General features: G+C 35.9%; 30 protein-coding genes. 24 read left to right on the top strand and 6 right to left on the bottom strand.

Annotated elements, in window-relative coordinates; genetic code table 11:
• The first annotated feature begins 428 nt into the window (after positions 1 to 428).
• The 6 genes from ltrA (QUF78_RS23095) (at position 429) to QUF78_RS23070 (ending at position 5,028) form a co-directional block, all read left to right on the top strand.
• The gene (gene ltrA, locus QUF78_RS23095; protein ID WP_289323195.1) at positions 429 to 1,691 is read left to right on the top strand and encodes a group II intron reverse transcriptase/maturase; all 1,263 of its coding nucleotides are present in this window, start codon (positions 429 to 431) and stop codon (positions 1,689 to 1,691) included.
• 172 nt (positions 1,692 to 1,863) lie between these two features.
• Positions 1,864 to 2,676 (top strand): CPCC family cysteine-rich protein, encoded by an 813-nt coding sequence (locus QUF78_RS23090; protein ID WP_289326530.1) that lies wholly within the window; start codon positions 1,864 to 1,866, stop codon positions 2,674 to 2,676.
• Positions 2,677 to 2,823: 147 nt separating this feature from the next.
• Positions 2,824 to 3,507 carry a hypothetical protein gene (locus QUF78_RS23085; RefSeq protein WP_289326529.1) on the top strand — a complete coding sequence of 228 codons (684 nt, stop codon included), beginning with the start codon at positions 2,824 to 2,826 and terminating at the stop codon, positions 3,505 to 3,507.
• 72 nt (positions 3,508 to 3,579) lie between these two features.
• Positions 3,580 to 3,876 carry a hypothetical protein gene (locus QUF78_RS23080; RefSeq protein WP_289326528.1) on the top strand — a complete coding sequence of 99 codons (297 nt, stop codon included), beginning with the start codon at positions 3,580 to 3,582 and terminating at the stop codon, positions 3,874 to 3,876.
• A gap of 178 nt (positions 3,877 to 4,054) precedes the next feature.
• Entirely contained in the window at positions 4,055 to 4,303 is a 249-nt protein-coding gene (locus QUF78_RS23075; protein ID WP_214751089.1) for a hypothetical protein, read from the top strand.
• 146 nt (positions 4,304 to 4,449) lie between these two features.
• Positions 4,450 to 5,028 carry a hypothetical protein gene (locus QUF78_RS23070; RefSeq protein WP_289326527.1) on the top strand — a complete coding sequence of 193 codons (579 nt, stop codon included), beginning with the start codon at positions 4,450 to 4,452 and terminating at the stop codon, positions 5,026 to 5,028.
• A gap of 271 nt (positions 5,029 to 5,299) precedes the next feature.
• On the opposite strand, the gene QUF78_RS23065 is transcribed toward QUF78_RS23070, so the two are convergent.
• On the bottom strand, positions 5,300 to 5,464 hold the full coding sequence (locus tag QUF78_RS23065; RefSeq protein WP_289326526.1) for a hypothetical protein: 165 nt from the start codon (positions 5,462 to 5,464) through the stop codon (positions 5,300 to 5,302).
• 187 nt (positions 5,465 to 5,651) lie between these two features.
• Here QUF78_RS23065 and QUF78_RS23060 point away from each other — a divergent pair, with 187 nt between their 5' ends.
• The gene (locus QUF78_RS23060) at positions 5,652 to 5,876 is read left to right on the top strand and encodes a DUF4190 domain-containing protein (protein WP_289326525.1); all 225 of its coding nucleotides are present in this window, start codon (positions 5,652 to 5,654) and stop codon (positions 5,874 to 5,876) included.
• A 394-nt stretch (positions 5,877 to 6,270) separates the two neighbouring features.
• Here QUF78_RS23060 and QUF78_RS23055 read toward each other — a convergent pair whose 3' ends face one another.
• The gene (locus QUF78_RS23055) at positions 6,271 to 7,266 is read right to left on the bottom strand and encodes a zinc-dependent alcohol dehydrogenase family protein (RefSeq protein WP_289326524.1); all 996 of its coding nucleotides are present in this window, start codon (positions 7,264 to 7,266) and stop codon (positions 6,271 to 6,273) included.
• A gap of 253 nt (positions 7,267 to 7,519) precedes the next feature.
• Here QUF78_RS23055 and QUF78_RS23050 point away from each other — a divergent pair, with 253 nt between their 5' ends.
• The 3 genes from QUF78_RS23050 to QUF78_RS23040 all read left to right on the top strand — a co-directional run bounded on the left by QUF78_RS23050 (position 7,520) and on the right by QUF78_RS23040 (position 9,078).
• Positions 7,520 to 7,888, top strand: a complete 369-nt coding sequence (locus QUF78_RS23050) for a winged helix-turn-helix transcriptional regulator (RefSeq protein WP_289326523.1) — start codon at positions 7,520 to 7,522, stop codon at positions 7,886 to 7,888.
• A gap of 287 nt (positions 7,889 to 8,175) precedes the next feature.
• The gene (fosM, locus tag QUF78_RS23045) at positions 8,176 to 8,598 is read left to right on the top strand and encodes a FosM family fosfomycin resistance protein (protein ID WP_289326522.1); all 423 of its coding nucleotides are present in this window, start codon (positions 8,176 to 8,178) and stop codon (positions 8,596 to 8,598) included.
• A gap of 357 nt (positions 8,599 to 8,955) precedes the next feature.
• Entirely contained in the window at positions 8,956 to 9,078 is a 123-nt protein-coding gene (locus QUF78_RS23040) for a hypothetical protein (RefSeq protein ID WP_289326521.1), read from the top strand.
• A gap of 363 nt (positions 9,079 to 9,441) precedes the next feature.
• On the opposite strand, the gene QUF78_RS23035 is transcribed toward QUF78_RS23040, so the two are convergent.
• Together QUF78_RS23035 and QUF78_RS23030 are read right to left on the bottom strand one after the other, a co-directional pair.
• Entirely contained in the window at positions 9,442 to 9,969 is a 528-nt protein-coding gene (locus QUF78_RS23035; RefSeq protein ID WP_289326520.1) for an acyl-CoA thioesterase, read from the bottom strand.
• Between the two features lie 134 nt (positions 9,970 to 10,103).
• Positions 10,104 to 10,256 (bottom strand): hypothetical protein, encoded by a 153-nt coding sequence (locus tag QUF78_RS23030; protein ID WP_289326519.1) that lies wholly within the window; start codon positions 10,254 to 10,256, stop codon positions 10,104 to 10,106.
• A gap of 1,324 nt (positions 10,257 to 11,580) precedes the next feature.
• On the opposite strand from QUF78_RS23030, the gene ltrA (QUF78_RS23025) reads away from it, so the two are divergent.
• The 11 genes from ltrA (QUF78_RS23025) to QUF78_RS22975 all read left to right on the top strand — a co-directional run bounded on the left by ltrA (QUF78_RS23025) (position 11,581) and on the right by QUF78_RS22975 (position 18,438).
• Positions 11,581 to 12,843 carry a group II intron reverse transcriptase/maturase gene (gene ltrA / locus QUF78_RS23025; protein ID WP_289323229.1) on the top strand — a complete coding sequence of 421 codons (1,263 nt, stop codon included), beginning with the start codon at positions 11,581 to 11,583 and terminating at the stop codon, positions 12,841 to 12,843.
• A 220-nt stretch (positions 12,844 to 13,063) separates the two neighbouring features.
• Positions 13,064 to 13,567, top strand: a complete 504-nt coding sequence (locus QUF78_RS23020) for a hypothetical protein (RefSeq protein ID WP_289326518.1) — start codon at positions 13,064 to 13,066, stop codon at positions 13,565 to 13,567.
• A gap of 316 nt (positions 13,568 to 13,883) precedes the next feature.
• Positions 13,884 to 14,078, top strand: coding sequence for a DUF6366 family protein (locus QUF78_RS23015; protein WP_289326517.1), 195 nt, complete (start codon positions 13,884 to 13,886; stop codon positions 14,076 to 14,078).
• A gap of 46 nt (positions 14,079 to 14,124) precedes the next feature.
• On the top strand, positions 14,125 to 14,304 hold the full coding sequence (locus QUF78_RS23010) for a hypothetical protein (RefSeq protein WP_289326516.1): 180 nt from the start codon (positions 14,125 to 14,127) through the stop codon (positions 14,302 to 14,304).
• Between the two features lie 13 nt (positions 14,305 to 14,317).
• A complete protein-coding gene (locus tag QUF78_RS23005; RefSeq protein WP_289326515.1) occupies positions 14,318 to 14,815 on the top strand; it encodes an SRPBCC family protein in 498 nt (165 codons plus the stop codon).
• An 896-nt stretch (positions 14,816 to 15,711) separates the two neighbouring features.
• Entirely contained in the window at positions 15,712 to 15,894 is a 183-nt protein-coding gene (locus tag QUF78_RS23000) for a hypothetical protein (protein WP_034310968.1), read from the top strand.
• A gap of 114 nt (positions 15,895 to 16,008) precedes the next feature.
• On the top strand, positions 16,009 to 16,140 hold the full coding sequence (locus tag QUF78_RS22995; RefSeq protein WP_289326514.1) for a DUF6254 family protein: 132 nt from the start codon (positions 16,009 to 16,011) through the stop codon (positions 16,138 to 16,140).
• 150 nt (positions 16,141 to 16,290) lie between these two features.
• Positions 16,291 to 16,419 carry a hypothetical protein gene (locus QUF78_RS22990; RefSeq protein ID WP_289326513.1) on the top strand — a complete coding sequence of 43 codons (129 nt, stop codon included), beginning with the start codon at positions 16,291 to 16,293 and terminating at the stop codon, positions 16,417 to 16,419.
• A 46-nt stretch (positions 16,420 to 16,465) separates the two neighbouring features.
• Complete coding sequence (locus QUF78_RS22985) at positions 16,466 to 16,633, top strand: hypothetical protein (protein WP_289326512.1); 168 nt, start codon at positions 16,466 to 16,468, stop codon at positions 16,631 to 16,633.
• 411 nt (positions 16,634 to 17,044) lie between these two features.
• Positions 17,045 to 17,836 carry an aminoglycoside phosphotransferase family protein gene (locus QUF78_RS22980; RefSeq protein ID WP_289326511.1) on the top strand — a complete coding sequence of 264 codons (792 nt, stop codon included), beginning with the start codon at positions 17,045 to 17,047 and terminating at the stop codon, positions 17,834 to 17,836.
• A gap of 92 nt (positions 17,837 to 17,928) precedes the next feature.
• Complete coding sequence (locus tag QUF78_RS22975; protein ID WP_289326510.1) at positions 17,929 to 18,438, top strand: DUF6584 family protein; 510 nt, start codon at positions 17,929 to 17,931, stop codon at positions 18,436 to 18,438.
• Between the two features lie 157 nt (positions 18,439 to 18,595).
• Here the strand turns inward: QUF78_RS22975 and QUF78_RS22970 are convergent, their stop codons facing one another.
• Positions 18,596 to 19,651 carry a potassium channel family protein gene (locus QUF78_RS22970; RefSeq protein ID WP_289326509.1) on the bottom strand — a complete coding sequence of 352 codons (1,056 nt, stop codon included), beginning with the start codon at positions 19,649 to 19,651 and terminating at the stop codon, positions 18,596 to 18,598.
• Between the two features lie 310 nt (positions 19,652 to 19,961).
• Here QUF78_RS22970 and QUF78_RS22965 point away from each other — a divergent pair, with 310 nt between their 5' ends.
• Both QUF78_RS22965 and QUF78_RS22960 read left to right on the top strand, forming a co-directional pair.
• A complete protein-coding gene (locus QUF78_RS22965) occupies positions 19,962 to 20,504 on the top strand; it encodes a hypothetical protein (RefSeq protein ID WP_289326508.1) in 543 nt (180 codons plus the stop codon).
• A gap of 156 nt (positions 20,505 to 20,660) precedes the next feature.
• Positions 20,661 to 21,203, top strand: coding sequence for a GNAT family N-acetyltransferase (locus QUF78_RS22960; protein ID WP_289326507.1), 543 nt, complete (start codon positions 20,661 to 20,663; stop codon positions 21,201 to 21,203).
• 146 nt (positions 21,204 to 21,349) lie between these two features.
• Here the strand turns inward: QUF78_RS22960 and QUF78_RS22955 are convergent, their stop codons facing one another.
• On the bottom strand, positions 21,350 to 22,600 hold the full coding sequence (locus tag QUF78_RS22955) for an MFS transporter (protein WP_289326506.1): 1,251 nt from the start codon (positions 22,598 to 22,600) through the stop codon (positions 21,350 to 21,352).
• A 195-nt stretch (positions 22,601 to 22,795) separates the two neighbouring features.
• On the opposite strand from QUF78_RS22955, the gene QUF78_RS22950 reads away from it, so the two are divergent.
• The gene (locus tag QUF78_RS22950) at positions 22,796 to 23,647 is read left to right on the top strand and encodes a LysR family transcriptional regulator (RefSeq protein WP_289326505.1); all 852 of its coding nucleotides are present in this window, start codon (positions 22,796 to 22,798) and stop codon (positions 23,645 to 23,647) included.
• The last annotated feature ends 296 nt before the right edge of the window (positions 23,648 to 23,943 follow it).

The raw sequence follows: 23,943 nt of genomic DNA, 5'->3' as shown, positions 1-23,943 counted from the left end.
CCTTCGGTCTGAGGAACACGAACTTCATATAAGGCTAGGTATCATTGGATGAGTTTGCGAAACAAAACAAAGTCCTTACTGCCGAAGGTGGTACAGAGTAAATGAAGCAGATAGATGGAGGGAAAGATTGCACTCTTACCCGGGGAGGTCTGATGACAGCCAAGTACACTTGGTAACCTGTCCAGTGATGGACAGCTGAATCATCAGAAGTCAGCAGAGGTCATAGTACTTGTCTACTCGAGAAGATAAGGAAGGACCGAACAGATTAAGGAGGATGAATACTAGGCGTTCGTTATCTGCGAAGAAGCAAACAATTCCTAACGGAACTTATTTGAAGGAAGATGTGGTGAATACACGGGGAACTTCAAAAGGGTGGAGCAGATAAAGGCACAAATAGACCATTTATCCACGTAGAAAGGATATCAACGATGTTAATGGAACAGATACTAGAGAGGGAAAACTTAATACAGGCATTGAAGCGTGTAGAAAGAAATAAGGGAAGCCATGGTGTAGATGGAATGCCGGTTCAAAACCTGAGACCGCACCTCGCAACCGAATGGTACAACATGAAAACTGCCCTTTTACAGGGTACCTATCAACCGAAGCCCGTCCGTCGTATCGAAATCCCGAAACCAAACGGCGGAGTTCGGCTATTGGGTATTCCAACCGTTCTAGACCGTTTCATTCAACAAGCCATTGCCCAAATATTAACCAGGATATATGACTCAACCTTTTCGGAGAATAGCTATGGTTTTCGCCCTAACAAACAAGGGCACCAGGCGGTTCGAAAGGCAAAGTCCTATATAACCGAAGGTTATACATGGGTAGTGGATATGGACTTGGAGAAGTTCTTCGATAAAGTGAATCATGACAAGCTCATGGGAATGTTAGAGCGGAAAATTGAAGATAAACGAGTTCTCAAACTGATTCGTAGATTCCTTCAAGCAGGCATTATGATAGGCGGACTTTTTCATAAAAGTGAGGAGGGAACTCCGCAAGGAGGTCCGTTAAGTCCTTTATTATCTAATATCATGTTAGACGATTTAGATAAAGAACTAGAGAAACGCAATCTTCGATTCGTAAGGTATGCGGATGACAGTACTATCTTTGTGAAGACACGAAAAGCCGCCAAACGTGCAATGGGAAATATCTCAAGCTTCATTGAAAATAAACTGAAGCTAAAGGTCAACTACGAGAAGTCGAAGTATGATCGCCCTTGGAACAGAACGTTTCTCGGTTTTAGTTTCACGAAGTCAAAGAAGAACCCGAAGGTTCTACTGGCTAAACAAACGGTGAAGAGAGTAAAGAAACGAATCAGGGAAATGACCTCGAGAAAATTACCGAAACCCATGAAACTCCGAATAAATAAGTTAAAGCAATACCTTAGAGGTTGGATGGGTTATTTCGCCCTCATTGATACTCCGAACGTTTTGAAGAATTTAGATTCATGGATTCGAAGAAGACTCAGGATGTGCCTATGGAAGCAATGGAAATTGCCAAGAACGAGAGTGAGGAAACTCAAAGGATTAGGCGCCCCATTTGGAAAAGCGTATGAATGGGGAAATAGCAGAAAGGGTTATTGGCGCATAGCGCATAGTCCTATTCTAGACAAAACCCTTAATAATGTTTATTGGCACCACCAAGGGTTAGTAAATCTATATGAACGATATACAAAACTACGTCAGACTTAAACTGAACCGCCGTATACCGAACGGTATGTACGGTGGTGTGAGAGGTCGGAGGCTAGGCGCCTCCTCCTACTCGATTTACGGAACTAACGGGGCGGTTTAGTTGAACAAGAATGTTTAAACAACTAAGCAGAATTTGATATTATTTTGATTAAACAATTAGGGTGGGATTCAAGTGCAACGTGAAAAATGTCCTTGTTGTGGATTTCCAACATTGGGGGAACGTGGGAATTTTGAGATATGTGAACTTTGTCATTGGGAAGATGATGGGCAATTTGACCCATATGCAGATGAAGTTTGGGGCGGACCAAATGGGGATCACTCACTAACGGAAGCAAGAAAGAATTTTAAAGAAAATCTTATTATGTATAGAGATAAAAGAAATATCCTTAGTCAAACTGATACAGAAATTGAGACAAAAAGGGCTTTATTGAGTACCTTCGTTGAATTAGACTCTGAAACAAATTCGTTAAAAATTAACGCACTTTGGAACGAAATAAAGTCGTATGAGAAGATTTTATTGGAAGCCCCTTCCTCAATGGAAATAAAAGTCGTTCTTTTATATGGTGAAGAATTGACGTCATTAAAACACATCGAGAAGATTACAAATAAGTATTATAAATATTATCTAAGTGACACGGGAAAAGGAGATTTTAATAAAGAAGATTACTATGAGATTTGGATAGAGGAACGAAATACAGGGCTTAAAGTGAGGAATCGTCATTATACTCCCACTGTTCCAGTAAAGAAAGAATTTCTACCTAAATTTCTAAATATTTTCAGAACTTTAAAGGGTAATATGTGTTTATGCAAACCCAAACACGAACATCCAATAGTTGAGATTTCAGGTGTAGAATATGAAGGAGATTCTTTCTATATAGATGATGGACAAGAAAAAATCGTTTTTTACGACAAACATTGGATTAAGGTGGATGTAAATGAGGACACCGAGAAAGTTTTAACCGAACTCATTTCCTCCCAACAATAAAAGTTAAGATAATTGCTTAAGCATCTTGTTTAACTAACGGGTGCGTTACTTCAATATCAGGAGCTGATCAGCAGCTCCTTTTCGAACTATTGGGGCAGATTACTTAAGGATATGAAGGTATAATAAGATGTTAAGAGGTGATTAAAAATGGCTAATGAAAAGCTATTTACAGCTATTTATATTCCAGAGACACCTTTTGTCAATGGAGTATTAAAGCCTAAAAAGGCAAAGAAATATAACTTTGAATTGTCGGGGAATAAAAAAATGGTAAGTAATCTTTATCATTTTATTTATAAAAGGGATGAAAAACAAATTCACTGTTATTATTTCGAGGATTTAGAAGATGACTTGTTAAGATATTTGTTTGTGGAAAACAATGATTTATATGATGACTTTGTTACGCAGTTTAGGGGCGGAGGACAAAGGTATTGGGAAAGTGGCATGGACGTTTATTTAGATGTAGATAGTCCTGAAGAGGTATTCGAACATTTAAACCATGTATATAACAATAGTTTTTATGATGAGGATGAACCTATGCCCTTGTGCCATATTTTTGGTCAACAAATGTGGCATAGCAACGCTTACCTTATTGCCAATCGAACAGCTTTATTGGAATTAAAAGAGGCAATTGATGTTGCCTTGAAGCATGACGAAACAAGATTAGGTTTAATGCCTTCTGATGGCGAGGGATATGATTTATTCATCAAATGCGTTGAAGATAATTTTGAATGGGAAGAGTTAGAAATGCCTTATCATGATAGAGAATGTTATGTGCCTGATGAAACGGTAGGTCTTCCGCCAAATAAAACTTTTAAAAAATATAAACTTTAGAGGGGAAAATCCAATCTGCTAGCTGCTTTCTTCATTTAACTAACAGGTGCGTTAGCTGAAGATCGGAGCTGTTTGAAGGCAGCTCTTTCTTATGGAACTAAAGGGGCAGGTTACTTGAAGAAGTGCTATGTTAAAAGTTCAACTATTTTACTAATTTATGGTAACGTTAAATTAATGAATTTTATTAGGGGAGCTAAAATTATGGGTATTATAGTTTCAATCTTTTACGGCTTTGTTGGTTTAGTTATTCTATTTTTTATTGTTCAATATGCCATTAGTAGTGGGATTGACAATTCTAAAGAAGTTAAGGCTTTTCGGTCCGAACTTAAAGAAATAAAAAAACAACTCAATGATTTAGGTGGAAAATAAACACATAAGCAATTTTTCTTATTCAAGAAATGGGTGCGTTAGCTGAAGATCGGAGCTGTCTTTAAGGCAGCTTTTTCTTATGGCACTAACGGGGCAGTTTAGTTCATTAATAACTCATTTATGAATTGATTAATGATAAAATAATGGAATAATTTCCTTGATTAAATGGGGTGAAGAAATGTATTGGAAATTAAGAATTCCTCTTTTTTTGTTTGTTATGGGTGTTACATCTGGTCTTTATCAAAAGTTTCCTAACCTTTTTCTTGTAAATACATCTTATTTTATAAGAAGTGTTGTATATATTGGCCTAATTGGAATCATCTTTACTATTTTAGAAAATTCAAAAGTGAATGAAAAAAAAGTCCATATCATTATTGGGATGGTGTTAATTTTTTCAGGAATTTTATTTGATAGTCTAATGGTGTAAAGACCATCCTTAATCAACTAACAGGTGCGTAGCTGAAGATCAGAGCTTTCTTTAAGGCAGCTCTTTGCTTATGGAACTAAAGGGGCAGTTTAGTTTAACAAGAACAACTGATAAAATAACAATAAGTTAATTCAAGAAATTTAAGAGTGAAAATAAAAAATAATGGGGGAAGAGATAATTTGGGGAGACGTACAAAAACAATCTCAATTTTTGTCATATCAATGATTTTTATATATGCAATATTTGCAAGTATAGAAACTGTAAATCTAAGTTCTAAAACTGTCGATGAAGCCTTTGAAAAATTCATAAATAGCGAATTTAAGACTGAAGTTGCTCAAAATGAAATTGGCGATAAAGAATTTTACCGAATTGGTAATTATACATTTGTGCCATTTGAAGTTGGTAATAATGTTTCATTAGTACAGTTTGAAAAAGGGAAATTTGGTTGGAAACAAACATATTATTCTCAAGATGAAGATAGAGGTTATTCATATTCAAGTGTTGTTGATGAGTTAAATGAAGATATTCTTTTACACGGTGTCATACCAAAAGATATAGTTACTGAAACGAAGACCATAAAAGTTAATGGAATAGATGCAGATATTGTTATGCTCAATGATAAAACTAGAATTTGGATATTGATGAACAATAATAATCAAAAGAACTTCTCTAACATAAATATAGACTTCTTAGATAATGTTGGAAATATAATCGGTAAAATATAAATACAAATATCATTTCTAAAGGTAGTTGCTATTATTGTGAATAAGTACACTTAAACTAACGGGTGCGTTAGTTCTATAAAAGATAAAGGAGAGCACATATTATCCATGGTTAATATGTGCTCTCCTTTATTTGTTTTCATGATATCTCTCAAACATCAACCTCTTTGTAAATGCCCGCAAGACTCCCTAGATACTGAAAGTTCATTAGTACCTAAGGGGTAAATTTGGTTTGTAGGTTGATTTACCAACATAATAGACTTCATTGGGCTAATTAGGCTCCTTTTTTGAAATGCCTAACCAAACCACCAACAACTAATCCAAACCCAAAAATCACTAAAACTATATAGTTGTTAGATAATTTTCCTTGAAGAAGAATAAACAGTAATGCAGAGATAATTACAACCATAAATAGCAAAACAACGTCAATTCGTTTCATGAAACCATCCTTACTTAGACTGATATTTTACTCCTGTCGAAACGTATCTAATCTTTGATGATACAAAAGTCTTATTAATTCTTAGCTCAACACCATAAGAAATATTTGTACCTAAATAACCAGCAGCACCAAGACCGGTTGCAATAGCAATTTGTTGTTTTAAAGCTTTTTATAAGGGGGCTGTGGAGTGGAAAAAACAAATAATAAATCTATTGTTTCATTAACATTAGGAGTATTATCAATAATCATACCTTATATTGGCTTAATTCTTGGTATTATTGGGATTGTTATATCAACTAAAAGTATTATAGAAATTGATGAATCAAATGAAAAAGGTAGACGTTTGGCTATTTCAGGCAGGGTCTGTAGTATTGTAGGGATATGTTTTCAATTACTTCTAATTTCCTTCTGATTTTGTCACTCAGTGTTTTTTTCATTACTGATTCTGATGTGTCAATAATTTCACTCATTAGTTAAACAACTTAATTCTTAATCAACTAACGGGTGCCGTTAGCTGAAGATCGGAGCTGTCTCAAAGGCAGCTTTTTCTTGAGGTTAAAAGTATGATTATTTGAATGAAGAACAAAAGGAAGTAACCGAAAAGAAATTCAAAAACATTTATTTAAAGAGTGTTAGTGGTTTCAAATTATCTTAAAGTTGCCGATTTCTATTATTATGCCCTGATGGTTTTTACTGTAATAAAAATAAAAGCAGACGGTACATCGAGGATCTTATAAAGATTCTAATGACCATCTACTTTTAAATGAACGTAAAGTTGCTGAGGCATTTCAAATGTGCATGTAATATTACCAGCTATTTTTCAAAACAATTTTTCCTATCGCCTTGCCTGACTCCATGTACTCATGGGCTTTTGAGACTTCATCAAACGTGAAAATGTTTGAATCCAAAAGCGGGCGCAGCTTCCCTTCCTCAACCACCCTGGCAACCTTCTTCAAGATTTCTCCATAATGTTTATGTAGGTCCTTGTTTAAAATCTTCAACAGCATAAAGGTAACATGGAGAGAAAGTCCCTTTGAATGTACTGGGGAGAGGTCATGAGTCGAACGTGCAGCAATGGCTATTATCGTTCCATGTACCGCGGCCGCCTCAAAAGAGCGATCAAGGTTTTCACCCCCAACTGTGTCAAATACAACGTCAAATCCTTTTCCGTCTGTATATTTTTGTACATAATCCTGAACGCTTTCTTCTCGATAATTAATGGTTACATCAGCACCAAGACGCGTGCCAATCTCCAGCTTCTCTTGCGAAGAGGCAGTTGTATAGACTGTCGCTCCTCTCCATTTGGCTAGTTGAATGGCAATGTGTCCTACACCGCCGGTGGCTGCATGAATCAGTATATCTTGTCCTGGGGTAAGCCTTGCCCGATTAAATAATGCTTCCCAAGCGGTAATGGCAACTAACGGTAAAGCTGCGGCTTCTTCCATCGTCAAATTTTTCGGCTTGTGAGCAAGTAAATCAACATCTGCAAGCATAAACTCTGCAAGTGCACCGCCAGTCCCTTTAAATCCACCCGCGCATCCAAACACTTCATCCCCAATATTAAACTCGGTTACTCCTTCACCCACAGCAGATACCAAACCTGCCACATCCCCATGTAATACTGCTGGAAACTCGGGTGCAACGGCCGGAACTGCACCAGCACGGACTTTCGTATCAATAGGATTTACACTTGTAGCCTTTACTTGAATAAGTACATGTCCAGGTTTTAGTTCAGGTTTTGAAATCTCTTTATATTGAAATACGGATGGTTCACCAAAAGATTGAATGATTTGTGATTTCACTCTAGTCACTCCTTTTTATTTTATGGGAAAATGTCTCATCACCTATTCATGTTAAGGATTAATACACCGGAGAATTTTATTAGTAACATCTTTAATGGTGAATAGTATGAAAAGAATGAATATTTAGTCTTTGCTTGCAAAATCAATGATACTTTAAATAATATAAAATTAAAAGTACGCACATTTTTGTTGAATAGGATAAAATTTGTAATATAGTATACAATTTGATACTTAAAAAGATTGGGGTGTCGATATGAAGGACTTTAAAACGGAAAAGTGTCCTGATACCACTGCTTGTCCTGTTGCAGTTACAGTGGATGTGATAGGCGGCAAATGGAAAGGGATCATATTATATAACTTAATTTCCGGCCCTAAACGTTTTAGCGAGTTAGGGAGACTTATGCCCTATACCACACAACGTATGTTAACGTTACAACTTCGGGAATTGGAACAGGATGGTATTGTACATCGTGAAATATATCGGGAGATTCCTCCAAAAGTTGAATATTCTCTTACTGCTTTTGGAGAAACATTAAAACCTATCATCTACCTCATGCGAGATTGGGGAGATATTTACCAAAGTGAGGTTTTAATGAAACGAAAGATCTCAAAAAATGTGTAGCATCAATAGCGATCTCTCTGACAAAACCGAAAGTTAGCTTTCAGCATATCCATGACTTATGTTTTTTTACCAAAAAGATAAAAATAAAAAGGATGATAAATGAATATAAAAATGAAATTCAGAAATTATATTATGAAATATTGTACTTAAACTAACGGTTTCTTTACTTCAATCAGGAAGGTTGCTGCGGCAGCCTTTTTCTAATGTAACTATCGGGGCAGGTTAGTACAATAAGATATACTTCCTATTTGTATAATAATTAAGAAGTCTTATTTTGAGGTGATAAGGTGCCTATAAAAGGTTTGAACCACTTTTTATTTTCAGTTTCTAATTTAGAGAATTCCATTGAGTTTTATCAAAACGTTTTTGATGCAAAATTGTTAGTTAAGGGAAGAAATACTGCCTATTTTGATTTGAATGGAATGTGGATTGCCCTGAATGTAGAAAAAGATATTCCCCGTAATGAAATAGGCCATTCATACACACATATAGCTTTTTCAATCGAAGAAGCCGACTTTGTAAAAATGTACGAGAAACTAATGGAATTGAATGTAAACATCTTGTCAGGTCGTCCAAGAGATGAAAAAGATAAGAAATCTATTTATTTTACTGACCCCGATGGCCATAAGTTTGAGTTTCATACAGGTACTTTACAAGATAGAATGGATTACTACAAACAAGAAAAAGCACATATGGAGTTTTTCGATTAAAGGATTTCCTTGTTAACTAACAGGTGCTATAGCTTAAAGCGACTTATGGCCAAGTTATCATAAATGATGGGAGTAAACTCGCTATTTCAGATGGTTTTGGCAGCAATCCTCCTAATGCGACTATCTGTAAGAACATTGACAATCAGTTATTCAAAAATCGGTTATTAGAATTATTGGTCAGTTAAAATCATGAGGTTGAAGAAGAATCTCAAATAGCATAGCCTGCAAAAAAGAACGCAAACTAAAAATACTGGTTGCCGATAACGAAAAAGAAAAAATATTACACAGTAACTTTAAATCGTGTATTTATTGGCATCCACGTTGTATCACTAACTCAAACTACAGGGGGGTGGAAAAATGTCTAAAAATAAAAATAAGCAATTGAAGAATAATGATGCTTTACCTAGAAAAGATGTAGAATTTGCGCATAATGGACTTGAAAGAATAGCATTAAAAGACCAGGAACGCCAAAAAAAGTAAACATATCTGACTTTCAAACTGTCCCTCAAAAAATTTGAAATGATGTTTTTTGGGGGATACAAAAATTATCGTCACATTTGCTTACCTATATCTCTTGTATACCTCTGTGAATTCGATCAAAAAGTTAGAACTTATTATTAAAGAATACAATGTTCATCGTTATCAATAGAAGAAACTCGTCAAAAAAAGCCTTTGCTCCACGGGAGTAAAGGCAATAATTTATCATTTTTATCTTTCGTAGAAACGCTAATCTATCCTCTCGCTGCATCCTGATTGTAAGAATCACTAGGACTACCATTCCCCTCAGGAAACTAACTTATTGGTCCCTTATCTAATTATCCCATTCAACTACGTCCATAAAGCTTAGCAAGAACTATATTGTTCCCAGGGATAATTTGCAGTTAAAAAGGCAGCCAATTCCTTACTTTTTTGTTTCCTTTCCTTGCGAATTCTTGCTCGATCAGATGCGGTTTCATGTAATTTTCGCTCTTCTTCTGTTTCTGGAATGACTTGTGGAACAGGTGTTGGCCGGTTATGTTGATCAAGTGCTACAAAAGTCAGTAGTGCTGTTGCTGCGATTTTACGATTACCGCTTTTTAAGTCTTCTGCAATGATTTTCACAAAAACCTCCATCGACGAGGTACCTGTCCATGTCACATAAGATTCAAACGAGACTGAATCTGTTGTTCGAACTGGATGTAAAAAATCAACTGAATCTGTCGAGGCAGTCACACATTCCCTGCGGCTATGACGCGCTGCAGAAGTTGAGGATACCTGATCCAGGTGACTCATCAAACGACCCCCGAACAAAGTATTATGGTTATTTACATCATTTGGGAAAATGCGGCTAGTTCTTATAACTCTTGATTCTTTACAGTATTTAGTTTCCATAAACATATCTCTCCTTTAATTTATAAACCTCTTTATATTCATACCTATAAAGGTTCTAGTACATCTATCTTTCTTCCTGACTAGTTAAAAAGAGGGAATGCTAAAAGTGATAATTAGCGAAAAATTCTGAATTCTTATATTTTAACTAATTCATGATCATTAAAATAAATGACTTCTGTTAGGAATTTACAACCCTGCATCCTCCTGAAAGCTTCTTTAGCTTCTTTTTCAGAGTCAAACTCATAAATTCTAAAGTTGTTCTTTGAATGAACAGTGATTACCCACATAAAAGGCCTCCAATAAAAAGTTTTTTAAATCTGTTTTTCCATTAGATGTTTTTAAAACCAGCACCGGAAACGAAAAGATTCAGCGATCTTTCTTATTCCAAACAATAAGCCGCTATATGCACATGACTTTATGACTTAGTCTATAAATGGTTCATTATTTTAGGATTAAGGACATATTTTGTGTACCTCCTAAGTTTATAAATCTTTATCAATCTACAATGCAAGTATCGCGCCAACTTGTAACTCGCAGAATTAAAAGAGTTTAAGCGTCTATAGACTGCCAAATTTTTTTGCATGAATAATTATTGTGTGTCGATTGCAAAATATTTTTGCACCCATCTGCCACTTTCACAAAAAAGATTAAGCTTTGTCTATTCCACCCAATTTACTTTAATAAAGTTACTTAAATAAATTTTGCAGTTTAGTTTTTACATCAGCTAGCGGGTGCTTTACTTCAATTAGGGAGTTGCTGGGCAGCATTTTCTTATGCAGCTATGCGGCAGGTTAGTTAAATAAGGGTAATGGTTTTTTATGGTAATATAAAAAGGAGACGAAAACAGGGGGCTGACTATGGAAGGGCAGTTCCCTATTATTGTGAGGTCACCGTCACAAAGGATCATGAGTTTGAAGTAAGTTATAAGATTTATGACGCTAAATCAAGAGATCTTATTCTAACATGTGAGTAGCTCACGTATACAGTTGATAACATAGGGAGTTAATGAACTAACGGGTGGGTTAGCTTAAGATCAGAGCTGTCTTTAAGGCAGCTTTTTCGTGCGCCCGGCATGGGTGCAATCTATAGGGTGTGAGTCCCGAACCATGAAGGCAGTAGTAATGGTTAGCTTAATGCAAGGGTGTCCATGGTGACGTGGAATCTGAAGGAAGCAAGCGGCAAACCTCCGGTCTGAGGAACACGAACTTCATATAAGGCTAGGTATCATTGGATGAGTTTGCGAAACAAAACAAAGTCCTTACTGCCGAAGGTGGTACAGAGTAAATGAAGCAGATAGATGGAGGGAAAGATTGCACTCTTACCCGGGGAGGTCTGATGACAGCCAAGTACACTTGGTAACCTGTCCAGTGATGGACAGCTGAATCATCAGAAGTCAGCAGAGGTCATAGTACTTGTCTACTCGAGAAGATAAGGAAGGACCGAACAGATTAAGGAGGATGAATACTAGGCGTTCGTTATCTGCGAAGAAGCAAACAATTCCTAACGGAACTTATTTGAAGGAAGAAGTGGTGAATACACGGGGAACTTCAAAAGGGTGGAGCAGATAAAGGCACAAATAGACCATTTATCCACGTAGAAAGGATATCAACGATGTTAATGGAACAGATACTAGAGAGGGAAAACTTAATACAGGCATTGAAGCGTGTAGAAAGAAATAAGGGAAGCCATGGTGTAGATGGAATGCCGGTTCAAAACCTGAGACCGCACCTCGCAACTGAATGGTACAACATGAAAACTGCCCTTTTACAGGGTACCTATCAACCGCAGCCCGTCCGTCGTATCGAAATCCCGAAACCAAACGGCGGAGTTCGGCTATTGGGTATTCCAACCGTTCTAGACCGTTTCATTCAACAAGCCATTGCCCAAATATTAACCAGGATATATGACTCAACCTTTTCGGAGAATAGCTATGGTTTTCGCCCTAACAAACAAGGGCACCAGGCGGTTCGAAAGGCAAAGTCCTATATAACCGAAGGTTATACATGGGTAGTGGATATGGACTTGGAGAAGTTCTTCGATAAAGTGAATCATGACAAGCTCATGGGAATGTTAGAGCGGAAAATTGAAGATAAACGAGTTCTCAAACTGATTCGTAGATTCCTTCAAGCAGGCATTATGATAGGCGGACTTTTTCATAAAAGTGAGGAGGGAACTCCGCAAGGAGGTCCGTTAAGTCCTTTATTATCTAATATCATGTTAGACGATTTAGATAAAGAACTAGAGAAACGCAATCTTCGATTCGTAAGGTATGCGGATGACAGTACTATCTTTGTGAAGACACGAAAAGCCGCCAAACGTGCAATGGGAAATATCTCAAGCTTCATTGAAAATAAACTGAAGCTAAAGGTCAACTACGAGAAGTCGAAGTATGATCGCCCTTGGAACAGAACGTTTCTCGGTTTTAGTTTCACGAAGTCAAAGAAGAACCCGAAGGTTCTACTGGCTAAACAAACGGTGAAGAGAGTAAAGAAACGAATCAGGGAAATGACCTCGAGAAAATTACCGAAACCCATGAAACTCCGAATAAATAAGTTAAAGCAATACCTTAGAGGTTGGATGGGTTATTTCGCCCTCATTGATACTCCGAACGTTTTGAAGAATTTAGATTCATGGATTCGAAGAAGACTCAGGATGTGCCTATGGAAGCAATGGAAATTGCCAAGAACGAGAGTGAGGAAACTCAAAGGATTAGGCGCCCCATTTGGAAAAGCGTATGAATGGGGAAATAGCAGAAAGGGTTATTGGCGCATAGCGCATAGTCCTATTCTAGACAAAACCCTTAATAATGTTTATTGGCACCACCAAGGGTTAGTAAATCTATATGAACGATATACAAAACTACGTCAGACTTAAACTGAACCGCCGTATACCGAACGGTATGTACGGTGGTGTGAGAGGTCGGAGGCTAGGCGCCTCCTCCTACTCGATTTTATGTAACTATCGGGACAGGTTAGTTATATAAGTAATTGGATTATTATGGTATTATATTTAGGTTATTGTCTTCAACACTCAATGTTAGGGTGGATAATTTAATGGTTCGAAATTTACATTCATCTTTTAGGAGGACATACCTTTGTTCAATTTTAAAAAATTCACCGTAGGACTCTTGGCTTTAGGAAGTCTTGCTGCTTGTGACAACGAACAAGAACTAGTAAATTATGAAAAAGAAGAGGCACCCAAACAAAAAGTTGTTAAAGATTCTACACAACAGAACAAAGAGTCTTCTTTCAATTCACCAAAGTATCATATGTCTGGAGGTTGGACAAATGATGAATTTTATATAATGATCCACGGCAGCAGTGACATTAAAGGTGCTGGCAAGTATGTACTGCAAAAAATCCCGAAAAAGGGAAAAGAGAAAGTTGTAAAGCATTTACAGTTAACGGAATCAACGGGAAATAAGCTAACTGCTATAATTTATAGTGAGGATTCTAATAAGACTTCTTTTCTAACATTAGAGATGAACAAAGAAAGAAATGAAATAACTATAACGATGCCAAATGAAAAACCCGCGACCTACAAAGAAACAGATATAATGCCATTCGAATTTAATCCTGAATATGTACGGGGAGAATAAAACCAAAATAAAAAGACGCCCCATCAACCATAGTGGTAAGCTTTGTTAATGTACTAACGGGTGCGTTAGCTGAAGATCGGAGCGCAGGTGCGTCTTTCTAATTAAAGACTGAAAAATAGGGACCCAGTATATTAAGAAGCAATATCAAATATTGTAAGTAGCTATTGAATTAATAGGTTTTTTACTTCGATAAGGGAGTTGCTTCTGTAGCTCTTTTTCTTGTGGAACTATCGGGGCAGGATAGTTGAAAAAGGATAATGGTTATTTGTGGTAAAATTTAAAAGGAATGGTTATTTAATTTACAGGGGGTGTTCCAATGAGTGAAGATAAAGAAACTCCTGAAAGAAGAAGAGAAAAATTAAGACAAGAAGAATTAAAAAGAAATCCTTCTAGCAGCGTTCACGGTGGAGGTCTTGCTGATTTAGTTGGTAGCTTAGGTTGGAAAGATACGGGAATTCTTATTCTTGTAATCATAATCGGCTTTATTCTTGTATCACTCTTCTTTAAGTAACGGGTGCCTTCAGATTCGCCAGCCATTGGCATCTAAACATCTAAGTGTGCTTTATAAATCAGGAGTGGTGGAATTTTATGCGGAAGCAAATCGTCGAATTTATAAGCTTTGTCCAGAACCCTTTAAGGCATTAAACATTTGGTTGGAACAGTATCGTGAAATATGGGAAGAAAAACTCGACAGCTTGGAACTTTATCTGAAGGAGCTACAAAATAAAAAACAATAATTGGAGGAATAAAATGTTTCCAAAAACCGAAATCACCCGTAGTTTCAATGCTCCTCGTGAGCTTGTATTTAAGGCATTTACCGAATCAGAACATCTGCAGAACTGGTGGGTCCCTAAAGGATGGGCTTTTGATATTTCTAAGTTCGATCTTCGCAAGGATGGTGTCTTCCATTACAGCCAGACATCTCCTGACGGTCATGTAATGTGGGTCAAATTTGTTTATCATGAAGTAAATGCTCCAGAGAAACTCGTTTACACCTCTTTCTTTTCTGATGAAAAGGGTAACATCGTACGTGCTCCTTTTAACGACAACTGGCCTTTGGAAACTCTCAATACTTTTACATTCACTGAGCATGAAGGTAAAACAATACTTACGATGATTGGGACACCTGTATCCCCAACTGAGGAGGAAATGAAAACATACGAGGAGTCGGAAGAAATGCTTCAGGAGGGCTTTTCAGGAACCTTCGTTCAACTGGCTGATTACCTCTCTAATATTTCAGAAAACTGATATAGGTCGATGACGAACAAAAGAACAATGAGAACACTGTTAATAGCAGTGTTCTCGTTTAAGGAAAGGTAATAACAGTTCAATAATTGGTCATGGAATTAAAGAAGATGAAAAGTCTTTTCTAAAACAGATTTTTAAACTAACAGGTGCTTTACTTCAATAAGGGAGTTGCTTTGGCAGCTCTTTTTCTTATGCAACTCCCATGAAAATTAAAAAAGCACAAAATCTAGAAAAAACCACAACAAAATAGACCCAGTAAAAACGCTTTTTAAAAAAGGCTGAGCCTTATGAGTGATCTGATTGAGTTTGGTAAATCGTTAAACAAAAACCTCCAATCATACTTAAATTAGGTAGAGGCTAGCGCGACGACCAAAAAAGGATTAATCTCCCATGAGTGCTACCCATAAAGGGCGCGACAGTCGGTGGTACACCGTGGTCGTCGGAGTCAGACTAACGGATGGGCTCAAAGGCACCATAGTTGGAACGACCTTCTTCGCCAGCCATTAAAACATTATCGACATAGAGACCAATTTTCATTCTCTGTGGTGAAGAGCTGATTTTTGCGCTTCATGGATGGCTAACGGGTGCGTAGTTCAAAAAGGAATAACAAGGAGTGAGTGGAAATGAGTTTGGCTTCCTATATTGATATGGCCCACTCCTGCTAACGTCTTGAACATCATGTATCCGATTATTCTGGAGTTAAGTTAATTTCAAACATCTTATGTAAAAACGGCAACATTGTTGGTATATAACTTATAAAATAACCGAACTGGAACTTATTATTCACTTTGTTTTTTTACCCGAATTACTTGACGGATTCATGTTATTATCGGTTTTAATTCGGGGTATATTTCTTCTTTCTGATCTCATACTAAAGATAAGAAGGAGGGGTATCCATGGCAAAACGAACAAAGAAAAATGATGCAGACCAAAAGAACAAGCAAGGATTTGATTCAAGCAAAACTGATTCAGAATTCTCTAAAGAATTTGGCAGTGCAAACGCTAATCAAGCACATAAAAATAAAGCAAAAAAAGAAAAAGCATCTAAAAATCAAGGTGAGTGGAAAGGCATGCATTAATTAATACTTACCAGACTCGACTCTTGATAAGTGATGCCTGCACCGAGTACAAAGGGTGGAGGCTTATCATGCTTCAAACTATTTACTGAACTTTATGTAAAGGAGCTTATTTAGATGACTCAATCTAAGCAACAACAAGAACGCCAATGGAAAGATCGTAAACAATCGCAGAATCCACATGGTAAGGTCAAATCATTTGAACAATTAGCTGATGGTATGGGCAAAAATGAATCAGAAACTAAGTAAAACTGTTTAAGAATGAGAGGTTATCCCCAAGGGTTAGAGCCCCACATAATAGTGAGGTCACTCCCTTGGGGTACCCTCTCTTTGTCGTTACCTAAAAGGTCATAATTATCTGGAGTGTAATTATTCATACAGAGATACCGATTAATGATGATGAATATTCAGGTGATTTTTTATATTGGCGGTTGTTTTGCCGGTGAGTTGGACTTGCTAAACGTAAAGAAATATCAGTTTGCTACTCTTTTCGTTTATGAGGTATCCAGTCATGCGCCAGCCAACTAAAGTGGCAGGTTTGTTGCATAATAAAATGTAATTTTATGTTAAAATAATGGCAGAGATAAAAAAAGGAGATAGCCAGCCTGTCATAAATGTGGTAATAAGTGGAGCAGGAATGAAATATAATATAATTTTTGGACTTGTCATATTTAATGTCTTAGTATTTATGTATAAAATAGAGTCAATTGTTCCCTTTATAATTGCTGCTGGATTAGAGTAGGTCTTTATAAAGGTACTAAAACCGGTTCTGATTTTAAAAAGATATTTAACATACATAAAGTCGATTTCTCTTTAAAAGAATCAACAACTAGAATTGAACTATTAGGTGCCTTAATAATGTCATTAAGTACGGATATACTCTCATTTGAATACTATTTTTATAGTGCAAATTTCATTTATGTAGTATTCCACGTATTATACTCATTACTGTTTGGTTTACTTTTGTTTAGGTTTTTATTTCTAAAGATGTTTGAAGAGTCACATAATAGTAGAAAAAGCATGAACCAATGAAAATTTAGGCTTAGAAGGTTGCTGAGGCAGCCTTTTTCTTATGGCACTAAAGGGGCAGGTTAGTTGAACAAACAGGATTTGTTTTACGGTTTATAGAAAGTAGATTAGGGGGAATATTTAGATGTCAAACCATGAAAACGAAGAAATGCTAACAGGGGGGAATGTTTCTAACGTTTATCGATCAGGAGATACTGTGCGACGAGAATTAAAGCCAGACAGTACCAAGGTTCATAAGCTATTAAAGCATTTGGAGAACGAAGGTTTCAGTTATGCACCAAAGTTTTTAGGTATTGATGAAAAAGGAAGAGAGATATTATCCTTTATTGAAGGAGAAGCTGGTAATGATCCTTTAAAAGAATACATGTGGTCTGATGATGCTTTAAGGGAAATAGCGAAGATGCTCTGTCTTTATCATGATGCTGTGAGTGATTTTCCATTATCAGATGATTGGAAACCGATAGATAATACTCCACACAAAGTGGAGGTATTATGCCATAATGACTTTGCCAGATACAACATTATTTTTAATCATAAAAGACCAGTAGGTATTATTGATTTTGATGTTGCTGGACCTGGTCCAAGACTTTGGGACATAGCTTATACTCTTTATACTTGCGTCCCCTTAAGTAGATTTTATCTTTCTGAAACTGGTGAGAAAGTTTATTATAATCCTTTGCAGCACGCTAACCGTATAAAACAAAGAGTTAAATTGTTTTTTGATTCTTACGGTGAGGGAGTAGAAGAAGGTTTTTTGGAAATGGTATTGCTGCGATTGGAAGGGCTATGTAAAACAATTACAAGAAAAGCCAGTGAAGGTGACATTGCTTTTCAAAAGATGATAGATGAAGGGCATCTTGAACATTATCAAAACGATATTAAATTCATTCGTGAATATGGAAAAGAGTGGATTTGAGGTAAGGTTTTTGTTGAACTAACGGGTGCTTATTTTTAATAAGCAAGGTTGCTACAGCAATCTTTTTCTTCAGGAACTATAGGGTCAGGTTAATGGATGAAGGAGGAGTATATATAGAAAAAATACCTGTTAAAACCATAAAGAAGATAGAAGAGGACATTAAAAATAATGATTTAGGAAAAGCAAGAGATAGAATACACGGGTTAATTTTCACCTATCCAGATGAATTAGAACTCCGTAAAAAGTTAGGGGATATCTATTTTGCATTAAAATATCCCTCGATGGCCGGTCGATATTGGTATCTAGAAAAGGATAAGACACCTGAAATGGTAGATGCGTGTTTTCAGTTCGAAAAATCTATGGGTAACGATCCTAATAGAATAGCAAGAGTTCTAAAATTTAAAGGAGATAGTGAAATTATAAAAAGACTGCAAGATCAGGAAATTTCTCCTATACAAAATAAAGTTAATGAAAAATTGACGGAAGAACCTGATGAGACATTGGAGGATAAGTTATTTATTATTGGGTGTATCACGATATTAATATTAATCATTTTCTTTACATTAATCGGAATTTACACTCTCTTTAGCTGGTTTTTTTGATCCCTAGAGTCTTTATTCAAGCGAGGTATTTATAGTTGTTGGTTCTTCAGATAACAGGTGCTTTACTTCATTACCAGGGGTTGCTGCGGCAGCCTTTTAGTTTAATAAGAAAAATCAATAAAGGATGCTATTATAGCATCCCTAAAGATTTCGGATTTCAACGTAATGTATTTGAATTTATTTCGGAAATGGTCTCTTTATCGCAAATAACGAAAAGCTGTGCATCATCAGGAATTCGTTCATCTAATTTTTGGTTAATGGTAAGATTACCACGATCTGCTACCAGTGTGGCTCCTTTGTCAAGAAGATCTATAAACGCATCACGATAGGTTCTCCATTCATCTTGTTTAGAAATCTCATACATGGTTTCTTTATACTTTGTGCTCATAAGTTCAGAATACATGTGGGTGACTCCATGAGAAAATAATGATCTTACTGCTGCGTGGGAGATCATCTCTTGTGTAGGAATAAACTCATCCACTTTTACACGCTCGAATAAACGAATATGCTTTTGATTGATTACCTCGGCGGTGACATGAATAGATGTATTCGTTTTATCTTCAATGGATGTTATGGCAGTGGCAATTAATAATGTCTTTCCATCGACAAGTAACGGATCCTTTGTAGCATAATTATCTTGTGTTATTTGGTCAGCAAAAATGATAACGCCTTTTGCTCTAGGCAGGTTTGCACGGAGTAATGTTTCTTCATCGGTAGCATCCCCACGAACATAAAACAGACGCTCTTCCATCATAGGAGCTTTTTCCAAGGTATCAATGATTACAATATCAATGATTTCATCAGATTTTAAAATTTCTTGGATGGCGGATTTTGACTTATCGCTCCAGCCAATCAGAATGATCTGATTTTTACCTGTATATTTCATTTTTCCACCAACTTTAAATTTTTCGATAAGATATACAGATTTAATGATTTTTCCAATGAAAAGACTAACAAGCCCAATACCCGTGATGTAAAGACCAATGGTAAATGCTTTTCCAAGATCGGTGACCGGTGCATAGTCTCCAAAACCAACCGTAGCAAGCGTTGTAAGTACCCAGTAAACAGAGGTTAAATAAGATTCGAACGTCTGTGGCTCTATAGAAAAAGCAACATACGCAGCAACTAATATGTATAAAATGGCAAATGGTAAAAAGATTCTACCTCTTAATTTAATAAAGTAATACATTATTTTTTTAGCCGTAATTCTCATCAATATCCATCCTAGTTTTCGAGTCATCGATTAGATTTATATTTCCCCAATTTAACAATTAATTAAACGTAAGCGTAAAAGTATTTTACCCAAGTTGGGAGCAAGAACAGCATATTCAAAATTGAGGAGTGCTTTTTAATAAAGGTGGAAATAAAAAAGTCCTTCACTTATTGTGCGTTTATCAACGAGGATTAACGCCTTTTTGTTATAATCCTTGTTGAACTAATAGGTGCTTTACATCAATAAGGGAGTTGCTTTGGAAGCTCTTTTTCTTATGGACTAAAGGGGCATTAAAGATTGGAGATTAATGATGTTTAAAATAAGTACATTTCTAGTTAAAACCAGTGCAGGTGAAGAGAGTTATATATCCTTGGATGATTCTTTAAAATTAAGAGGGATTTTTGAACATCGAAAATTCACTCCGGAGCATATTCAAATGCATATAAAGATTCAATTTAATGATCAAATTGTTGTAGGAAATGATATTCCTAGTGGGTTAGATTTATGGAGTGATTATATAGTTGGAATAGAGAAATATTTAGACGGTGAGAACGTTGAAGTAACATATGGTATCGATCCATATCTTATGAAGTTAATCTCGATAAACAGCAATTTATTGGAATTTTCCATTGTTGGGGATTGGGAACCTGTTGAGGTGTTTGCACAAGCTAGATTACCTAAAAAAGAATTCTTAGAGGCCATTTTAGATGGAGCAACACACTTTTGGAATACATTGAATGATAACAAGGTGTTTGAAAAAAATACAAAGAACACAACCCCTAAAGAATATCCAAAATTAATAATAGAAGAAATTGAAAAACTAAGGAAAAAGGTAAAAACCATAATGAACTAACAGGTGCTTTAGCTTAAGTTCGGAGCTGTCTTTAAGGCAGCTTTTTCTTTATGGAACTAAAGGGGCAGGTTAGCTCCATAATTAACATGTGATTTATCTATTAATCATATATGTTAATATACAAAATAAACCAATAGAATAATTAGGGGGATGAGTATGTTCTTACATAAGATTGATGAGGAGTTATCATTGAAACTGTTAGAATTAAAGGATGCAGAAAGAGTCTTCGAAATAACAAATCAATCCAGAGAATACCTACAAGAATGGCTTCCTTGGCTGGATAATACAACAAAACTTGAAGATACAAAAGGGTTTATTAATATGTCTTTAAAAGGTTTTGCTGAAAACAAGAGTGTCAATACAGTTATTATGTATAAGGGACAAATTGTTGGTGTAGCAGGTTATAACCAAATAAATTGGTCAAATAAAACTGCATATATTGGTTATTGGCTCGGAGAAGAATATCAAGGAAATGGAATTATGACAAGAGTAGCTAAGGCATTGACCGATTATGCATTTATTGAATTGACACTAGATAAAGTGGAAATAAGGGTTGCTGAGGAGAATAAGAAAAGTAAAGGAATTCCCGAAAGATTGGGTTTTGTTAATGAAGGTTGTATAAGACAAGCAGAATGGTTGTATGACCATCATGTTGACCATATTGTTTACGGTATGTTAGCTAAGGATTGGAATAAGTAGTAATACCTTATAGAACTAACTTCTGCGTTAGTTGATTAAGGAACACAAAAAAATGATCGATCTTTTTTATAAAAGACTGATCCAATTAAATAGTATAAGGGCATGTGTGGATTCATCTTTTTTCAAAACATGCCCTTTCTATTTATTCATTTATCAAGGTTGTTTGTATTAATTTGATCAAACTTTGTGGTGATCCCATGATTCATTCTTTTTTTTATTTTTGCTCTGTATAAATTAATCGCTCCCAAAGCTACAGATATTCCGGCCAAATATAGGGCTTGTTGGTAACTGTTCAATAGATTAACGACTAATCCGAATAAAGAGGGTGCTATGACAATGAATAATTGATTTAATGTCAATGCTGAACTCACCGTTAAACCTATAAAACGTGAATCCGATTGCTCTGCGATACAAGCAATAAAAATGGAATACCAACCAATGGCTACAAAACCCAAAAGAAAACAAAATAATAGCATCAAGATTTCCATTTCAACAGTCATGATGAGTGGCAGTATCACTGTAAGAATTACGGTAACAGCCATCACAATAAGCAATAATCTTTCCCTTTTACTTTCAAAGAATTGATCACTCGCCCATGCGATGACTACCCGTCCAACCATACCACCTATTAAAACGACGCTTAAATATTTTCCTGCCTCTGTTAATCGATAGCCCCCTTCGTTATGCAAATAACTCATAAAATGCGCAATGATAATCATCTGTAATGACATCATCACAACACCGACTATATACATCGGATATAACTCTTTATTATTTTTGATGACACTCATTTTCTCCTTGAACCCGACCGAGGTTGATCCCGTTTCGCTCGTTCTTTCTGGTTCGTTATATAATAATAGGAAGAGCAGCCCTCCCATTATTGCTACGATCCCTTGTACTACATGTACTGATGACAAATTGAAATGATAATATGTATAGGATAAAACTGCAGAGGCTAAAGATCCTCCAATCGGTATTCCCGTCTGTCTTATCCCTAGAGCCAGACCTCTATGTTCGTTTGGAAACCATTTTACGATGGCCGTGCTTCCACCGGTTTGAGCACTTCCGTACCATATACCAACCAACAATAATAAAAGCAGCAATACAATATAATCATTAACAAAAACTAGCGTTAAAGCTGAGAGCCCCAATAAAATGTTCCCCCACCCGATAATGTGTTTTTCCCCTTTTTTATCCATCAAGTAACCGAACGCCAGCAGTGAAAACATCGGACCAATATTGACCGCTGAAACAATGAAGCCTGTTTGAAGTGGTGTTAAATTCCATTCAATTTGATAAAATGCAGCGATGGGTCCCATGCCATATGTCACAAAGGTTGCTGCAGTTTGGGATAACGTGGCCACCAATACGATTAACCATTTATAATATGTATGCATTAAGAAAGGCCTCCCTTATGCTTGATGTATCGTTCAATAATAATTCGGTGGGATAAATTCTTATTTTTAACTTCTAGCATTATCTAGTCTCCCTTACTTTTAAAGCTAACTAGAGTTTACTCTGACTGCCCAGAAGCGTAAAATGGAGGAAAATGATAGGGTTCATAAATTTTTTTTATAGGGTGTGCCAACTATATGAACATCAAAGAAATAGCATTGAAAATTGAAATATTAAACCGTCAAAATTTAAGTAAGTCTGCAGAAATCACGAACTATACTCAATCCGCCCTTACGGCTAAAGTGAAAAAAATAGAGTCGGAAATTGGCAAACTTGTTTTTAAACGCACGCCGCAAGGATTGAAAATCACTTGCGTAGGAATACAGTATAAAAACTATCTTCAACTTATTGCACAAGAGTACGAAGAATTTTTACAAAACATTGGTGCTTTTCAAACTAACTCTAAAGTGGATTTTGGCACATCACATACAACCTTGAAAATCTATGGTGCCCACATCGCGAATACTTTGAATATGAACGACATTCAAATGGATGTGGATTTCGCCGTAGATTCCAGTAATGCCATAAACCAAAAAGTGCACAATTCCGAATTAGATTGTGCACTCATTAGTGAACCTATTAAGAAATATCCCGACTTAACTTATGACATCGTTGCAACTGAAACATTCGAGATCATTTCAAGTAAGGACCATATCATCAATTTTGATTGGAAAACACCTATTACATTGCTCGTATTGAGTATAGGTTGTATGTATACAAGAGCTGTGACCGAATGGCTTATGAATAATCAAATACCATATAAATTAAAGGAAATAAAATCAATCAGCAGTATCCAAGATTTTTTGCAAATCAGCAATACCATTGCAGTATTGAATACTAAGCTTATAGATTTATATAACTATACAAACATTCACTATTACAATTTAAGCTTTAACAATGTCATTAATACCGTTTTCGTTTATAAGATGAACGACGCCGAACAGAACAATATCGTACAATTAAAAAATGTTCTGGAGACGATTGGTTAATTATAAAAAAAGGTTTTATAATTGTATGACTTGATGGGCTTTTTGATATTTTACATATAACATTATTTTTACTTGTTGAAATAATTTGTCCTGAAAAAGAAATATAAAAATGTCTTGGGAAAAAGTACTGATTTATGCTTTGATTACATTAATCTTGGTAGCAATTTTAAACCAACCCTCAGTAAAAAAGATAATTAAAACTATATAAAAAATAGGTGTAATGAAGCTTCAATTATTATTAAAAACAATTAAGACTTTAGTGAACTAACAGGTGCTTTACTTCAATAAGAGAGTTG

The sequence above is a fragment of the Peribacillus sp. ACCC06369 genome (assembly GCF_030348945.1).
Lineage (GTDB): Bacteria > Bacillota > Bacilli > Bacillales > DSM-1321 > Peribacillus.
Note: the sequence above shows the minus strand (reverse complement) of the source record. Positions and strands in the feature narration are given on the sequence as shown.

Bases quoted from the DNA above. Each gene is read 5' to 3' on its own strand.
- ltrA (WP_289323195.1), top strand. From the start codon at position 429: ATGTTAATGGAACAGATACTAGAGAGGGAAAACTTAATACAGGCATTG.
- QUF78_RS23085 (WP_289326529.1), top strand. From the start codon at position 2,824: ATGGCTAATGAAAAGCTATTTACAGCTATTTATATTCCAGAGACACCT.
- QUF78_RS23075 (WP_214751089.1), top strand. From the start codon at position 4,055: ATGTATTGGAAATTAAGAATTCCTCTTTTTTTGTTTGTTATGGGTGTT.
- QUF78_RS23065 (WP_289326526.1), bottom strand. From the start codon at position 5,464: ATGAAACGAATTGACGTTGTTTTGCTATTTATGGTTGTAATTATCTCT.
- QUF78_RS23050 (WP_289326523.1), top strand. From the start codon at position 7,520: ATGAAGGACTTTAAAACGGAAAAGTGTCCTGATACCACTGCTTGTCCT.
- QUF78_RS23040 (WP_289326521.1), top strand. From the start codon at position 8,956: ATGTCTAAAAATAAAAATAAGCAATTGAAGAATAATGATGCTTTACCT.
- QUF78_RS23035 (WP_289326520.1), bottom strand. From the start codon at position 9,969: ATGGAAACTAAATACTGTAAAGAATCAAGAGTTATAAGAACTAGCCGC.
- QUF78_RS23030 (WP_289326519.1), bottom strand. From the start codon at position 10,256: ATGTGGGTAATCACTGTTCATTCAAAGAACAACTTTAGAATTTATGAG.
- ltrA (WP_289323229.1), top strand. From the start codon at position 11,581: ATGTTAATGGAACAGATACTAGAGAGGGAAAACTTAATACAGGCATTG.
- QUF78_RS23015 (WP_289326517.1), top strand. From the start codon at position 13,884: ATGAGTGAAGATAAAGAAACTCCTGAAAGAAGAAGAGAAAAATTAAGA.
- QUF78_RS23005 (WP_289326515.1), top strand. From the start codon at position 14,318: ATGTTTCCAAAAACCGAAATCACCCGTAGTTTCAATGCTCCTCGTGAG.
- QUF78_RS23000 (WP_034310968.1), top strand. From the start codon at position 15,712: ATGGCAAAACGAACAAAGAAAAATGATGCAGACCAAAAGAACAAGCAA.
- QUF78_RS22995 (WP_289326514.1), top strand. From the start codon at position 16,009: ATGACTCAATCTAAGCAACAACAAGAACGCCAATGGAAAGATCGTAAA.
- QUF78_RS22990 (WP_289326513.1), top strand. From the start codon at position 16,291: ATGAATATTCAGGTGATTTTTTATATTGGCGGTTGTTTTGCCGGTGAG.
- QUF78_RS22985 (WP_289326512.1), top strand. From the start codon at position 16,466: ATGGCAGAGATAAAAAAAGGAGATAGCCAGCCTGTCATAAATGTGGTA.
- QUF78_RS22980 (WP_289326511.1), top strand. From the start codon at position 17,045: ATGTCAAACCATGAAAACGAAGAAATGCTAACAGGGGGGAATGTTTCT.
- QUF78_RS22975 (WP_289326510.1), top strand. From the start codon at position 17,929: ATGGATGAAGGAGGAGTATATATAGAAAAAATACCTGTTAAAACCATA.
- QUF78_RS22970 (WP_289326509.1), bottom strand. From the start codon at position 19,651: ATGAGAATTACGGCTAAAAAAATAATGTATTACTTTATTAAATTAAGA.
- QUF78_RS22965 (WP_289326508.1), top strand. From the start codon at position 19,962: ATGTTTAAAATAAGTACATTTCTAGTTAAAACCAGTGCAGGTGAAGAG.
- QUF78_RS22960 (WP_289326507.1), top strand. From the start codon at position 20,661: ATGTTCTTACATAAGATTGATGAGGAGTTATCATTGAAACTGTTAGAA.
- QUF78_RS22955 (WP_289326506.1), bottom strand. From the start codon at position 22,600: ATGCATACATATTATAAATGGTTAATCGTATTGGTGGCCACGTTATCC.
- QUF78_RS22950 (WP_289326505.1), top strand. From the start codon at position 22,796: ATGAACATCAAAGAAATAGCATTGAAAATTGAAATATTAAACCGTCAA.